General features: G+C 57.7%; 13 protein-coding genes. 6 read left to right on the top strand and 7 right to left on the bottom strand.

Features of this window, described 5'->3' with window-relative positions:
* Positions 1-42: 42 nt before the first annotated feature.
* The 4 genes from rhaS (AC2T6E_RS21080) to rhaB form a co-directional block, all read right to left on the bottom strand.
* Positions 43-1,029, bottom strand: a complete 987-nt coding sequence (gene rhaS, locus AC2T6E_RS21080; RefSeq protein ID WP_010436889.1) for a rhamnose ABC transporter substrate-binding protein — start codon at positions 1,027-1,029, stop codon at positions 43-45.
* An 82-nt stretch (positions 1,030-1,111) separates the two neighbouring features.
* Positions 1,112-1,942 carry a rhamnulose-1-phosphate aldolase gene (rhaD, locus tag AC2T6E_RS21085; RefSeq protein WP_316384210.1) on the bottom strand — a complete coding sequence of 277 codons (831 nt, stop codon included), beginning with the start codon at positions 1,940-1,942 and terminating at the stop codon, positions 1,112-1,114.
* Positions 1,943-2,039: 97 nt separating this feature from the next.
* Positions 2,040-3,299: an L-rhamnose isomerase gene (gene rhaA, locus AC2T6E_RS21090; RefSeq protein WP_126816742.1), complete on the bottom strand. Its 1,260-nt coding sequence runs from the start codon at positions 3,297-3,299 to the stop codon at positions 2,040-2,042.
* A complete protein-coding gene (gene rhaB / locus AC2T6E_RS21095; protein WP_486693143.1) occupies positions 3,296-4,765 on the bottom strand; it encodes a rhamnulokinase in 1,470 nt (489 codons plus the stop codon). Before rhaB ends, rhaA begins: the two co-directional genes overlap by 4 nt.
* Positions 4,766-5,066: 301 nt before the next feature.
* On the opposite strand from rhaB, the gene rhaS (AC2T6E_RS21100) reads away from it, so the two are divergent.
* Together rhaS (AC2T6E_RS21100) and rhaR are read left to right on the top strand one after the other, a co-directional pair.
* Positions 5,067-5,903, top strand: a complete 837-nt coding sequence (rhaS, locus tag AC2T6E_RS21100) for an HTH-type transcriptional activator RhaS (RefSeq protein WP_126816744.1) — start codon at positions 5,067-5,069, stop codon at positions 5,901-5,903.
* A gap of 73 nt (positions 5,904-5,976) precedes the next feature.
* The gene (rhaR, locus tag AC2T6E_RS21105) at positions 5,977-6,825 is read left to right on the top strand and encodes an HTH-type transcriptional activator RhaR (protein WP_486693146.1); all 849 of its coding nucleotides are present in this window, start codon (positions 5,977-5,979) and stop codon (positions 6,823-6,825) included.
* On the opposite strand, the gene rhaT is transcribed toward rhaR, so the two are convergent.
* Positions 6,826-7,860 (bottom strand): L-rhamnose/proton symporter RhaT, encoded by a 1,035-nt coding sequence (rhaT, locus tag AC2T6E_RS21110; RefSeq protein ID WP_486693148.1) that lies wholly within the window; start codon positions 7,858-7,860, stop codon positions 6,826-6,828. It abuts the gene before it with no gap.
* Positions 7,861-8,148: 288 nt separating this feature from the next.
* Between rhaT and sodA the strand changes: the two genes are divergently transcribed.
* Both sodA and yiiM read left to right on the top strand, forming a co-directional pair.
* Complete coding sequence (gene sodA / locus AC2T6E_RS21115; protein ID WP_343648232.1) at positions 8,149-8,769, top strand: superoxide dismutase [Mn]; 621 nt, start codon at positions 8,149-8,151, stop codon at positions 8,767-8,769.
* A gap of 71 nt (positions 8,770-8,840) precedes the next feature.
* Positions 8,841-9,515 carry a 6-hydroxyaminopurine reductase gene (gene yiiM / locus AC2T6E_RS21120; protein WP_486693151.1) on the top strand — a complete coding sequence of 225 codons (675 nt, stop codon included), beginning with the start codon at positions 8,841-8,843 and terminating at the stop codon, positions 9,513-9,515.
* Between the two features lie 115 nt (positions 9,516-9,630).
* On the opposite strand, the gene cpxA is transcribed toward yiiM, so the two are convergent.
* Together cpxA and cpxR are read right to left on the bottom strand one after the other, a co-directional pair.
* Positions 9,631-11,004, bottom strand: coding sequence for an envelope stress sensor histidine kinase CpxA (gene cpxA, locus AC2T6E_RS21125; RefSeq protein ID WP_010436910.1), 1,374 nt, complete (start codon positions 11,002-11,004; stop codon positions 9,631-9,633).
* Positions 11,001-11,699, bottom strand: a complete 699-nt coding sequence (cpxR, locus tag AC2T6E_RS21130) for an envelope stress response regulator transcription factor CpxR (protein ID WP_003862004.1) — start codon at positions 11,697-11,699, stop codon at positions 11,001-11,003. The genes cpxA and cpxR overlap by 4 nt, the downstream gene beginning before the upstream one ends.
* 150 nt (positions 11,700-11,849) lie before the next feature.
* Between cpxR and cpxP the strand changes: the two genes are divergently transcribed.
* Entirely contained in the window at positions 11,850-12,356 is a 507-nt protein-coding gene (gene cpxP, locus AC2T6E_RS21135) for a cell-envelope stress modulator CpxP (protein WP_010436915.1), read from the top strand.
* 153 nt (positions 12,357-12,509) lie between these two features.
* Complete coding sequence (fieF, locus tag AC2T6E_RS21140) at positions 12,510-13,403, top strand: CDF family cation-efflux transporter FieF (protein ID WP_010436917.1); 894 nt, start codon at positions 12,510-12,512, stop codon at positions 13,401-13,403.
* Positions 13,404-13,469 lie beyond the last annotated feature (66 nt).

A 13,469-nucleotide genomic window follows, 5' to 3' on the forward strand; every position in this document is an offset into this window, starting at 1 on the left:
TCGCCCCTTTGGGGAGAGGGGGTGGGGTGAGGGGGGAAAGGATCAAAAGATTTTCGAGAACTTATCAATATTGCTGGCATCGTAGACGAACGGCTCGGCCATCGCCCCGTTGCCGTCGGCATCCAGCTTCACTTTGCCCAGCTTGCCCATGCTGGCCTCGCCCTTCGTGGCGGTGCCTTTCACCAGATCGTCTGCTAAATAGGTTGCCGCATAGCCCAGGTCAATCGGGTTCCAGATGGCAAAGCTTTTGCTCGCGCCGGATTTCACCGCGCCCGCCATTTCAGACGGCAGGCCTAACCCGGTGACGTACACTTTGCCGATCTTGCCCTGGTCTTTCACCGCCTGCGCCGCAGCGACAATGCCCACGGACGACGGTGAAACGATCACTTTCAAATCAGGGTAGGTTTTCAGCAGGCCGACCGCCTCGCGATAGCTTTTATCAGAGAGATCGTCGCCGTAGGCCACGGTCACCAGATTGACCGACGGGTACTTCGGCAGCACCTTTTTCATCTCCGCAATCCAGGTGTTCTGGTTGGTGGAAGTTGGCGTTGCGCTCAGCACCGCCACGTCGCCTTTCTCGACGTTCAGCGCCTTCAGCGCGTCGGCGGCGAGCTTGACGTTGGTTTCACCAATCAGGGCGTTATTGGACGGGTTCAGGTGGATCTGACGCCCGGCTTTCGCTACGCCAGAATCCCACGACACCACCTTGATGCCGCGCTGCATCGCTTTTTTCAGTACTGGGACCAAGGCGTCCGGATCGTTCGCGGAAATCGCGATCGCATCCACGCCCTGGGCGATCAGTCCGTTCAGCACCTCGATCTGCGCTTCTGCCGTGGTGGTGGTCGGGCCGGTATAAATCACTTTTACATCGCCTAACTCTTTGGCCGCCTCCTGCGCGCCGACGTTCGCTGCTTCGAAGAATCCATTCCCTAAGGACTTCGCCACCAGGGCGATTTTCACTTCAGCTAAAGCGGAACCGGACAACGCCAGAGCGGCAACGGTGAGGATCAAGCTTGTCTTTATTTTCATTGCTTTTACTCCACTGACTTGAGTTAGTTGTAGGGATTGCAGGTGGTTTTCGCCCCGTCTCGGTGAGCGGGGCGCGATGTTGTTATGGGTACAGATCTAACGCGGACTGCATCGGGGTGACGCTAAAGCGTTTGCCCAGGGCGATCAGCTCTTCCCGGGTGATGGTCTGCTTCATGCCGCCCATGGAATAGACCTTCACCAGCACCTCCGCGGATTTCTCGGCGGTGTCGATCAGGCCAAAGGTTTCATCAAGCGTAGGGCCGCTGCCAAACACGCCGTGGAACGGCCACAGCACCAGTGAATGTTTTTGCATATCCACGGCGGTTGCCTGGCCAATTTCGTCGGTACCCGGCACCATCCACGGCAAAATGCCGACGCCGTCCGGGAACACCACCAGACACTCGGTGCTGCCTTCCCACAGCTTGCGGGTAATAAAATCAGCGCTGTTTTCCAGCACGTAGGTCAGGGCGATCAGGTTGGTGGCGTGACAGTGCATGATCACGCGGTCTTTGCCGTTGGTGGCCTTAATGCGCTCGCAGTGGGAGAGGAAGTGTGCCGGCAGTTCAGAGGTTGGCACCGCTTCATCGGTCAGACCCCACAGAATGTGGTAGCCCGCGCCGTCGCTGTCCACCTTCACCACGCCGAGGTTGGCCTGCGGGTCGAGCTGGACGTTACGGAAAAACTTCCCAGAACCGGTGACGATAAACGGCGTGTTGGCGAGCAGCGGCATCGGCTGGCTCAGTGCGATATAGCGCGGCTTCTGGTGGAAATCGGCCGCGAAGGGTTCGATATCCGCGTCGTCCAGGCGCAGCGTCAGGTTGCCGCCGTTGCGCTCGTCCCAACCCTTCAGCCAGGCGTCAGAGGTGGCTTTGATCATGCCCTGGACGAACCAGGAAGTGGTGATGGTCTGCATTCTGTGTTTCCTTTGAAAATGCCGGGTGGCGCTACGCTTACCCGGCCTACTTTTACCTGTAGGCCCGGCAAGCAACGCGCCGCCGGGCGATGTTTTTTTACTGACGAGCGGCAAGAACGTCTTTCTCATACGCCCGCACGTTGTCCAGCCACTGGCTGCCCGCAGGCGCATCGTTACGCTGGCAGTACATTTCCCACACCGCCTGCCACGGCAGGGATTTCTGCTCTTCCAGCAGCGCCAGACGCGCGGTGTAGTCACCGTTAGCCTCCAGCTGTTTCAGCGTGGCGACAGGCTCCAGCAGCGCCCGCAGCAGGGCTTTCTTCATGTTGCGGGTGCCGATAACCCACGCTGCGATGCGGTTGATGGAGGCATCGAAGAAGTCGAGGCCGATGTGGACGCGGTCAAAGAGGTCGTGGCGGATGATTTCGCTCGCAATCGCCTGGGTTTCGTCATCCAGCAGCACCACGTGGTCGCTGTCCCAGCGCACCGGGCGGCTGACGTGCAGCAGCAGGCGCGGCACGTAGAGCATGGCAGCGGAGATTTTGTCGGAGATCACCTCGGTCGGATGGAAGTGACCGGCATCCAGGCACAGCGCGGTCTGGCGGCTGGTGGCGTACCCCATGTAGAACTCGTTCGAACCGACGGTGTAGCTCTCGGCGCCAATGCCGAACAGCTTGCTCTCCACGGCGTCGATGTGGTGCGCCGGGTCCAGCTTCTCGCTGATGGCCTCATCCAGCGCGGCCAGCAGGCGCTGGCGCGGAGCCAGACGGTCGACGGTGATGTCCTTCATGCCGTCCGGGATCCAGATGTTCATCACCGACGGCGTGCCGAGCTGCTCGCCAAAGTACGCAGACACGCGGCGGCTGGCCTTCACGTGGTCGATCCAGAACTGACGGATTTCATCGTCCGCGTGGGCGAGGGTAAAACCGTCCGCGCTCAGCGGATGCGAGAAGCAGGACGGGTTGAAATCCAGGCCCAGCTTATTGGCTTTTGCCCACTCCACCCAGTTCTTAAAGTGTTCCGGTTTGATTTCGTTGCGCGCCACCGGCTCGTCGGATTCGAGGTAAATCGCGTGCAGGTTCAGGCGCTTTGGTCCCGGGATCAGGCTCAGGGCCAGCTCCAGGTCGGCGCGCAGCTCGGTCGCGTTACGCGCTTTGCCCGGATAATTACCCGTGGCCTGAATACCACCCGTCAGGGAACCGCCCGGGTTCTCGAAACCGGCGACGTCATCGCCCTGCCAGCAGTGCATAGAGACGGGAAGACGGTCGAGCTGGCGCAGGGCCTCTTCGACATCCACGCCGACGGCGGCGAAACGCTGTTTAGCCAGGTCCCAGGCTTGTTCTAATTGAGTGGTCATGCGCAAAGCTCCTTAGTCAGTCGTTTTTGCTGAAACTGCGCCCGGTAGCGGGCAATCTCATGGCAGGGATTGGGGGTGAAGGTGGTCAGGCTGGCGTTCGCCGCCACCACCGAACGGAAGTCGTCAACGTTGGAGAGTTCGTCCAGCGTCATCAGCTGAATGCCGATATTGCCGAGCGTAGAAGCCTCTACAGGGCCCGCCACCACGGTGATGCCGCAGGCATCCGCGCAAAGCTGGTTCAGCAGCTGGTTCTGACAGCCGCCGCCCACGATGTGCAGCTGGCTGAACGGCTTGCCGCGCAGATCGGCTAGCTCGCTGAGGATGTCGGCATACAGCAGGGCGAGGCTGTCAAAAATGCAGCGCGCGAGCTCTGCCGGGCTGGACGGCACCGGCTGCCCGGCGGCGAAACAGGCGGTCTGGATTTCGGCGCTCATGTGCGCCGGGTTGATAAAGCGGTTATCGTTCGGGTTGATCAGGAAGGTGCAGGCCTTCAGCGTTTCGGTCTCCGCGATAAGCGCAGGCAGGTCGGTAACGTTTTGCTCTTTCAGCACGCGCTGGAGCAGCCACAGGCCCATGATATTTTTCAGCACGCGATAGCGCCCTTCCGCACCACCTTCGTTAGTGATGTTCGCCGCCATCGCAGCATCGCTGGTGTACGGCGTTTTGCTCTCAAAGCCCATCAGCGACCAGGTGCCGGAAGAAAGGTATGCCGCGTCTTTGCTGGCGAGCGGCGAGGCAATGACCGCGCTGGCGGTATCGTGGCTGGCGACGGCAACGACGGGGATTTCATTCCCCTGGGGGCAAATCCACTGACCGATCACATTTCCGGGGTGCGTTGGCGTGCCGAACCAGGATGGCGATGCGCCCGTCCACGCCAGCAGGTTTTCGTCCCAGTTATCGGTGTTGATGTTCACCAGTTGGGTGGTGGTGGCGTTGGTGTATTCCCAGTTCATATTGCCGGTCAGGCGGTAGCTCAGGTAATCCGGGATCAGCAGCGCGTGGGCCACGTTCGTGACCAGCTCCGGCTGCTGCTCGACGAGAGCGCGCAGCTGGTACAGCGTGTTAAACGGCAGAAACTGAATGCCGCTGCGCCCGTAGATGTTGTCCTTGCCAAGCTGGGCGATGGCGTGCGCCATCAGGCCGTCGGTACGGCTGTCGCGGTAGGAGACGGGCAGGCCGACGCGCTCGCCGTTACCGTCCAGCAGCACATAGTCCACGCCCCAGGTATCAATACCGATGCTGTCGATACGAATGCCGTCGTTGCAGACGTTGTTCAGCCCGGTGCGGATCTCCGCCTCCAGGGCATCGATATCCCAGGTCTCAACACTGTCCTGCTTTTTCAGGCAGTTGGCGAAACGGTGCATTTCGCGAAGCGAAAGTGTGCGCTGGCTACAGTCCCAGATGGCGAGCATTACGCGGCCGCTGGAAGCGCCTAAATCAACAGCGACACAATGGCGAAAAGTCATGGTCGGATCCTTTCTTAATTCATTAGCGGTGAGTGTAAGAAAGGGAAGAAAAAGGCACCTTCTCGCCACTGACAGGCCAAATCCGGCGCTGGCAAGAAAGCAAAGATGAACGTGAGGGAGTTCACAGTTTCCAGTAATAGCGGGGTTTTCAGGCAGTGTGACGCTTACCGCATTTCCCGATCTTTCCGCTGGTTTCTTGAAAAACGGACAGCTTTTGCGAGGTTTGCTGCCGAAAATTTAAGGTGAGGGCGCAAGGCCTTAATTACTATTTTGAGAACATTTCTCATTGGTGGGGGCCGTTATGACCGTACTACACAGCGTGGATTTTTTCCCTGCAGGAGGGTCGCCCGTCGCGATTGAGCCGCGGCTCCCTCAGGCCGCGTTCCCGGAGCATCATCATGATTTTCATGAGATTGTGATTGTTGAGCACGGGACGGGCATTCACGTGTTTAACGGCCAGCCGTACACCATCAGCGGCGGCACCGTGTGCTTCGTGCGGGACCACGACAGGCACCTGTATGAACATACCGACAACCTGTGCCTGACCAACGTGCTCTATCGTTCCCCGGACGCGTTCCAGTTTCTCTCCGGGCTGAATCAGCTGCTGCCGCAGGAGCAGGACGGACACTATCCGTCGCACTGGCGGGTGAATCAGTCCACCTTACAGCAGGTGCGACAGCTGGTGAGCCAGATGGAGCAGAGCGAGGACGGGCCGGAGACGCACGTCATTGCCACCCGCGAGCTGCTGTTTATGCAGCTGCTGGTGCTGCTGCGCCGCAGTAGTCTGGTGGAGGGGCTGGAAAACAACGACGCCCGGCTGAACCATCTGATGGCCTGGCTGGAAGACCATTTCGCCGAAGATGTCTGCTGGGAAACGCTGGCGGATGATTTTTCGCTGTCGCTGCGCACTCTGCATCGCCAGCTGAAGCAGCACACCGGGCTGACGCCCCAGCGCTACCTTAACCGCCTGCGGTTAATCAAAGCGCGTCATCTTTTACGCCATACTGACGAAAGCGTCACGGATATCGCCTATCGCTGCGGTTTCGGCGACAGTAACCACTTTTCGACGCTTTTCCGTCGGGAGTTTAGCTGGTCTCCGCGCGATATTCGTCAGGGAAAAGACGCATTGCTTCAGTAACGCGAGGGCAGTCACCGTTTTATTGCCGCAATAAAGCTAATAATGTCAGGTTTTTCGGCACAGAGGTCGTGGTGTGGCTGCTCAGTTAATCCTTCGCAAAGATGATTTTTTTGCCTCCACGAGTCAGGCCGTCGCGGTGGCCGATCGCTACCCGCAAAACGTCTTTGCCGAGCATACCCACGAGTTTTGCGAGCTGGTGCTGGTGTGGCGCGGCAACGGCCTGCACGTCCTCAACGACCGACCCTACCGCATCACGCGCGGGGATCTGTTCTACATCCGCGCCGAAGATAAACACTCCTACGCCTCGGTTAACGACCTGGTGCTGCAAAACGTCATCTACTGCCCGGACAGGCTCAGGCTTAACGTCGACTGGGCGGCCAACATCCCCGGTTTTCTTGATGCCCGAGGAGAACCGCACTGGCGCTTAAGCAGCGGCGGCATGACCCAGGTTCGGCAGGTTATCTCTCAGCTGGAGCAGGAGAGTCAGAAGAGCGACCCGGTCGCCAACCAGATGGCGGAGCTGCTTTTCGCCCAGCTGGTGATGACGCTGAAACGCCACCGTTACGCCACCGACAACCCCTCCGCCACGACGCAGGAAGCGCTGCTGGATAAGCTCATCACCACGCTTGCGGGCAGCCTGAACAAAAGCTTCGTGCTGGAGAAATTCTGCGAGCAGGAGCAGTGCAGCGAGCGCGCGCTGCGCCAGCAGTTCCGCACCCAGACGGGGATGACGGTGAACCACTACCTGCGCCAGCTGCGCATCTGCCACGCCCAGTATCTGCTTCAGCATACGGAGCTGATGGTGAGTGAAGTGGCAATGCGCTGCGGCTTTGAGGACAGCAACTACTTTTCGGTGGTGTTTAACCGCGAGGTAGGGATGACGCCGGTTCAGTGGCGTCATCGCAGTCGAAAGGCGGCGTAGTCAGTTCGCCATGCCGAGGCCAACGATGTTGGCGGCAATGATAATCACCACGCAGCCCAGGCTCAGCACGCCCACTGGACGACGCCCGGCATTGTTCCACTCCTTCAGCACCAGTCCAACCAACCCGCCGCACAGCACGTAGAAGCTCATGTGCAGCATCCAGCTCATGTAGTCGTACTGCGCCGGAATGCTGGCGTGGCCCCAGGCGTAGAAGAAGAACTGCAGGTACCACATCAGGCCGCCGAGAGCGGAGAGCAGCACGTTAGTGATGATGAGCGGTTTTGCCAGCGAGAAATCGGCTTTTACCGACAGGTTCTTCACTTTTGCCAGACGAATGAAGCAGAAGCCGAGGTTCACCAGCGCGCCGCCGCCCATGATCACCACGTAGCTTGGCAGGGCAGCGTACAGCGGGTCAACGCCCAGCGCCGCGGCCGCTTCGTGCATCGGTTTGGCGGCGTTCATGGCGAACGACATGCCCGCCGAGAAGATGCCGCACATCACCGCCAGCAGCAGCCCTTTCTTCAGGTTGAAGTCTTCGGCCCTGATGCCCATCTTGCGCTCTTTCAGCTGGCCCGCGCGGGTGACGATACCCACGCCGATCACCGCGACCAGCACGCCCAGCAGCGTCATTCGTCCGCCCTGGGTGTTGATCAGCACGTCGAAGTTGCCGTTGAGGATCGGCGTCATCAGGGTGCCGACGATAAGCGTAATGCCAATCGCGATGCCGATGCCCATCGACATGCCGAGATAGCGCATGGTGAGGCCGTAGTTGATGTTGCCGATGCCCCACATCGCGCCGAACAGAAACACCGGCAGTAGGGTAGAGGCGCTGAAGGAGGAGAAGTAGCCCCAGAAATCCGGGAGCAGCATGGCGCTAATGGTCCACGGCAAAATCAGCCATGACACGGTACCGCCAACGGACCACATGGTTTCCCATGACCAGCCTTTCACTTTTTTAAACGGGGCATAGAAACAGGCAGCACTGGCCGCGCCTATCAAATGCCAGAAGATACCCACCGTAATCGCATGATTCATTTTTACATCCTCATCGTTTTTATAGTCGGTGGCTTCCCGCCGACTTGATGAGTGTAAAAATTAGGCGGTTTGGGAACCTTCAGAAGGTTGCCGCACTTTTGTTCTGGATGGCAATCAGCACGTTAACCGCGTGAGCAGACTCACATTTCCGCCATTAATCGAAAACTGAATAACCTTATAAAAACTACGGCATTGATAATCATTTTCAATATCATTTAATTAACTATAATGAACCAACTGCTTACGCGGCATTAACAGCTGTGCCGCCCGACAATAATGGAGAGGATTATGAGTTATACACTGCCATCCCTGCCGTATGCCTACGACGCACTGGAACCGCATTTCGACAAGCAGACGATGGAAATCCATCACACTAAACACCACCAGACCTATGTGAACAACGCGAACGCCGCGCTGGAAAGCCTGCCTGAGTTCGCTAACCTGCCTGCTGAAGAGCTGATCACCAAGCTGGACCAGCTGCCAGCGGACAAGAAAACCGTTCTGCGTAACAATGCGGGCGGCCACGCTAACCACAGCCTGTTCTGGAAAGGTCTGAAAACCGGTACCACCCTGCAGGGCGACCTGAAAGCGGCTATCGAGCGCGACTTCGGTTCCGTTGACAACTTCAAAGCGGAATTCGAAAAAGCCGCTGCAACCCGTTTCGGCTCTGGCTGGGCGTGGCTGGTTCTGAAAGGCGACAAGCTGGCGGTGGTTTCTACCGCTAACCAGGACTCCCCGCTGATGGGTGAAGCGATCTCTGGCGCATCCGGCTTCCCAATCGTGGGCCTGGACGTGTGGGAGCACGCTTACTACCTGAAATTCCAGAACCGTCGCCCGGACTACATCAAAGCCTTCTGGGACGTGGTGAACTGGGACGAAGCAGCAGCGCGTTTCGCCGCTAAAAAATAAGGTTGCATTGACGCCTGTGAGAAGCGAGTCTTATGACTCGCTTTTTTTGTATCTGCGTAATGGAGGCAGCAATGCATTACCCGGTGAATGTGTTTACAGGCAAGGTCAGGGAGTATGACGGCAGCCGCCCGAGCGCCATCGCTAAAATTCAGGTCGACGGCGAGCTGACGCTAACCGACCTCGGGTTGGCGGGTGACGAGCAGGCCGAAAAGAAAATCCACGGCGGGCCCGAGCGCGCGCTGTGCCACTATCCGCGCGAGCACTATCATCACTGGAAAGCCGAATTCCCCGAACAGGCGGAGCTGTTTGTTGCCCCCGCGTTTGGCGAGAACCTCTCGACCGAAGGGCTGACCGAAAAAAATGTGTTTATCGGTGATATTTACCGCTGGGGTGACGCCCTGATTCAGGTGACGCAGCCGCGCTCGCCGTGCTTCAAGCTCAACTACCATTTTGGCATCAGCGATATGTCCGAGCAGCTGCAAAATGCGGGTAAAACTGGCTGGCTGTACCGCGTGGTGCTGGCAGGGCAGGTTTCCGCGGACGCGCCGCTGGAGCTCGCGTCGCGGCTGAGCGATGTCTCGGTGTATGACGCCTGCGCCATTGCGTGGCATATGCCGTTTGACGACGAGCAGTACCATCGCCTGCTGTCGGCGGCGGGGTTATCGACCAGCTGGACCAGAACCATGCAGAAGCGGCGCGTAAGCGGCAAGATCGAGGATAATTCTCGGAGATTGTGGGGGGAATAGCCCACGGAAGAATGTAGGCCGGGTAAGGCGAAGCCGCCACCCGGCATTTTTGCCTCTGCGTTGTTATTGCCCGGTGGCGCTGCGCTTACCGGGCCTACAATACGGTGCCAGAGAACTACGAACGCTTATACAACGGTAGCCACAGCGTTAACCGCAACCCGCCCAGCGGGCTGTCGTCGGCTTTCACCCATCCGCGGTGCTGCTGCATGGCGGTTTCAACAATCGCCAGTCCCAGCCCCGTGCCGCCTGATTCGCGGTCGCGCGCTTCGTCGGTACGGTAGAACGGACGGAAAATCTGTTCGCGATCTTCCGGGCTGACGCCAGGGCCGTCATCGTCCACGATGATGGTGATCCCGTCTTTATCCACCGAGAACGCCACCTCAATCTTCGTGTGCGAATAGCGCAGGGCGTTACGCACAATATTCTCCAGCGCGCTTTCCAGCGTGTTGGGGTTACCGTACAGCGGCCATGGTCCCGGCGGGAAGTTAACGGTGAAGGATTTACCCATCTGTTCCGCTTCAAACGCCGCGTTATCCAGCACCTCGTGCCACAGGTGATTGGCTTTGACCGTTTCGCTCACCAGCGCGTTTTTCTGCTGATTGCGCGACATCACCAGCAGGTCGTTAATCATGCTGTCCAGGCGGTGGGCTTCCGTCTCAATACGCTCCAGCTCTTTGCTCTCACCGCTGCGGCGTCGCAGCAGGGCGGTACCCAGCTGTAAGCGCGTGAGCGGGGTGCGCAGCTCGTGGGAGATATCCGACAGCAGACGTTGCTGCGCGGTCATCATGCGATCCAGCGCGCTCACCATCTGGTTAAAACTGGTCCCGGCGGCAAGGAATTCCTGCGGCCCTGCTTCCAGTTCAGGGTGTTGTCGCAGGTTACCCTGAGCCACTTCATCCGCCGCATTTTTCAGCTTACGCGCCGGTTTTGCCAGGCTCCACGCCAGCCATAACAGCAGCGGCGAGCTGACCAGCATGGTGACAATCAGCAGCAGCAGAGGGCGGTCAAACAGCAGGTTGATGAAATCGGACTGGGAGTTACTCGCAGGGCGAATCAGGTAGAGCTGATAGTTATCTTCCCCATCCCGAACCGAGAAAGGGCCAACCATCTCTACCCGACCATATTTCTTCTTCTGTGGGTGATCGGCGTTATCCGCCTGGCCAATGAAGTTACGGATAATCTGCATTTCATTGCGATCGGCCCCAATGACGCGGCCTTCGCTGGTGACCAGCAGCAGGCGTTGTCCGGGCGGCGCCCACTTGTCGATAGCGCGAAATAATCTGCGCCACCACATTAAATCGTTCGGCGGATCGTTTGCCAGCTCGGCTTCCACGTGCTGCTCGATCATCACGCCCTGACGTTGCTCGCTGTCGAGAAGCTCCGTCATCTGGCGTGAGTCGAGTTTTGGCAACATCAAAACGAGCATTAAAACCAGTGCCAGCGTCAGCCAGAAGATGGCGAAGATGCGGGCGGTTAAGCTGCCTATCATGAAGCGGAAACCATCAGATAACCGCGACCACGCAGGGTTTTAAACCATGGGTGACCGTCTTTACGCTCCGGCAGCTTGCGGCGCAGGTTAGAGATGTGCATGTCGATGGCGCGGTCAAACGGGGTGAGGCGTTTGCCCAGCACTTCCTGACTTAAATGTTCACGCGATACCACCTGGCCGAGATGCTGCGCCAGCAGGTAAAGCAGGGTGAACTCGGTGCCGGTCAGTTCCAGCGTTTCTCCGTCGAAGCTCGCTTCCTGACGGCCCGGGTTCAGGCTCAGGGAGTCCACTTCCAGCGTTGGTGAGCTGTTGTCGGTATTCTGCTGCTGCTCGCTCCAGTGGGAACGACGCAGGATCGCGCGAATACGGGCCACCAGTTCACGGTCGTTGAACGGCTTCGGTAAATAGTCATCCGCGCCCAGCTCAAGGCCGAGTACGCGGTCAAGTTCGCTGCCGCGCGCGGTCAGCATGATAACGGGGGTCTGGTGTGTCTGGCGAAGCTCTTTCAACGTATCAATGCCGTTTTTCTTCGGCATCATCACGTCGAGCAAAAGTAAATCGATGCTGTCGTCAAGGAGACTCAGCGCCTGCTCGCCATCGTGGGCAACCAGGACGTTGAAACCTTCCATGTCGAGCAACTCCTTTAAAAGAGATGTGAGCTCTCGGTCATCATCAACTAACAGGATTTTATTCATTGTTTAAATACCTCCGAGGCAGAAATTACGACATCAAGGCTATCTAATCCATGACTTTACGTTGTTTTACACCCCCTGACGCATGTTTGCAGCCTGAATCGTAGACTGTCTCTCGTTGAATCGCGACACGAAAGATTTTGGGAGCAAGTGATGCGCAAAGTTACCGCTGCCGTCATGGCCTCAACGCTGGCGTTCAGTGCGTTTAGCCAGGCTGCTGTAGCTATCATCGGCGATAACAGTTCCTCGCAAGAGGGTGCAACGCAGCACAGCGGCCAAAGCCATATGTTTGACGGCATAAGTTTAACCGAACATCAGCGTCAACAGATGCGAGATCTGATGCAGAGGGCAAGACACGACCAGCCCCCTGTTAATGTTAGCGAAATGGAGACAATGCATCGCCTTGTCACCGCAGAAAATTTTGACGAAAGCGCTGTACGCGCTCAGGCAGAAAAAATGGCACAGGAACAGGTTGCCCGCCAGGTAGAGATGGCGAAGGTCCGCAACCAGATGTTCCATCTGCTATCGCCCGAGCAGCAAGCGGTTTTGAACGATAAACATCAGCAACGGATGGACCAGTTGCGTAAGGTTGCACGGATGCAGCGAAGCTCAGAAACGACGCTTTTCAGTAGCAATAGCAGTACCCGTAGTAACCAGTAAACCCTGTTTTCCTTGCCATAGACACCATCCCTGTCTTCCCCCACATGATGTGGGGGTTTTTTTTGCCCGTCATTCTCTTTTGTTAACCGTTTATTCATCCTTTGACTCCGCAACCATCCGTTATACTAGCGCCATGGCATGACAGGAGTGTTTATGAATCAATCCTATGGACGGCTGGTAAGCCGGGCCGCAATCGCCGCGACGATAATGGCGTCGTGTTTGCTGGTTATCAAAATTTTCGCATGGTGGTACACCGGCTCGGTCAGTATTCTGGCGGCGCTGGTGGATTCTTTAGTGGATATTGCCGCCTCGCTGACCAACCTGCTGGTGGTGCGCTATTCGCTGCAACCGGCGGATGAAGAGCACACGTTTGGACACGGAAAAGCCGAATCGCTCGCGGCGCTGGCGCAAAGCATGTTTATTTCTGGCTCCGCGCTGTTCCTGTTTTTGACCGGTATTCAGCATCTCATTTCACCCTCACCGATGAACGATCCCGGTGTCGGCGTGATCGTCACGGTCATTGCACTTATTAGCACACTTGTTCTGGTAACGTTCCAGCGCTGGGTCGTGCGTAAAACACAAAGCCAGGCTGTACGGGCGGATATGCTTCATTATCAGTCTGATGTTATGATGAATGGGGCTATTCTTATTGCGCTCGGTCTGGCCTGGTATGGCTGGCATCGGGCCGATGCATTGTTTGCGTTAGGGATAGGGGTCTATATCTTATATAGCGCCTTACGGATGGGATATGAAGCGGTGCAATCGCTTCTTGACCGTGCGCTGCCTGATGCAGAACGTGATGAAATTTTTGCCATCGTGACCCACTGGCCCGGCGTCAGCGGTGCCCACGATCTTCGTACGCGGCAGTCAGGGCCGACCCGCTTTATACAGATCCACATTGAAATGGAAGACAACCTGCCGTTGGTTCAGGCTCACGTTATAGCTGAGCAGGTCGAGCAGGCGATTTTGCAGCGTTTTCCTGGTTCGGACGTCATCATTCACCAGGATCCCTGCTCGGTTGTACCCGGACATGTTGAGCTTTCGTAATTCGTTGTAAAAAAGTGAGCCAGGCCAGCATTTTGTGTATAAATTACCGCCATTTGGTCTGACCTG

The organism is Enterobacter sp. B79-1, from assembly GCF_057444735.1.

Coding starts and splice junctions, on each gene's coding strand:
- rhaS (WP_010436889.1), bottom strand. CDS start 1,029: ATGAAAATAAAGACAAGCTTGATCCTCACCGTTGCCGCTCTGGCGTTG.
- rhaD (WP_316384210.1), bottom strand. CDS start 1,942: ATGCAGACCATCACCACTTCCTGGTTCGTCCAGGGCATGATCAAAGCC.
- rhaA (WP_126816742.1), bottom strand. CDS start 3,299: ATGACCACTCAATTAGAACAAGCCTGGGACCTGGCTAAACAGCGTTTC.
- rhaB (WP_486693143.1), bottom strand. CDS start 4,765: ATGACTTTTCGCCATTGTGTCGCTGTTGATTTAGGCGCTTCCAGCGGC.
- rhaS (WP_126816744.1), top strand. CDS start 5,067: ATGACCGTACTACACAGCGTGGATTTTTTCCCTGCAGGAGGGTCGCCC.
- rhaT (WP_486693148.1), bottom strand. CDS start 7,860: ATGAATCATGCGATTACGGTGGGTATCTTCTGGCATTTGATAGGCGCG.
- sodA (WP_343648232.1), top strand. CDS start 8,149: ATGAGTTATACACTGCCATCCCTGCCGTATGCCTACGACGCACTGGAA.
- yiiM (WP_486693151.1), top strand. CDS start 8,841: ATGCATTACCCGGTGAATGTGTTTACAGGCAAGGTCAGGGAGTATGAC.
- cpxA (WP_010436910.1), bottom strand. CDS start 11,004: ATGATAGGCAGCTTAACCGCCCGCATCTTCGCCATCTTCTGGCTGACG.
- cpxR (WP_003862004.1), bottom strand. CDS start 11,699: ATGAATAAAATCCTGTTAGTTGATGATGACCGAGAGCTCACATCTCTT.
- cpxP (WP_010436915.1), top strand. CDS start 11,850: ATGCGCAAAGTTACCGCTGCCGTCATGGCCTCAACGCTGGCGTTCAGT.
- fieF (WP_010436917.1), top strand. CDS start 12,510: ATGAATCAATCCTATGGACGGCTGGTAAGCCGGGCCGCAATCGCCGCG.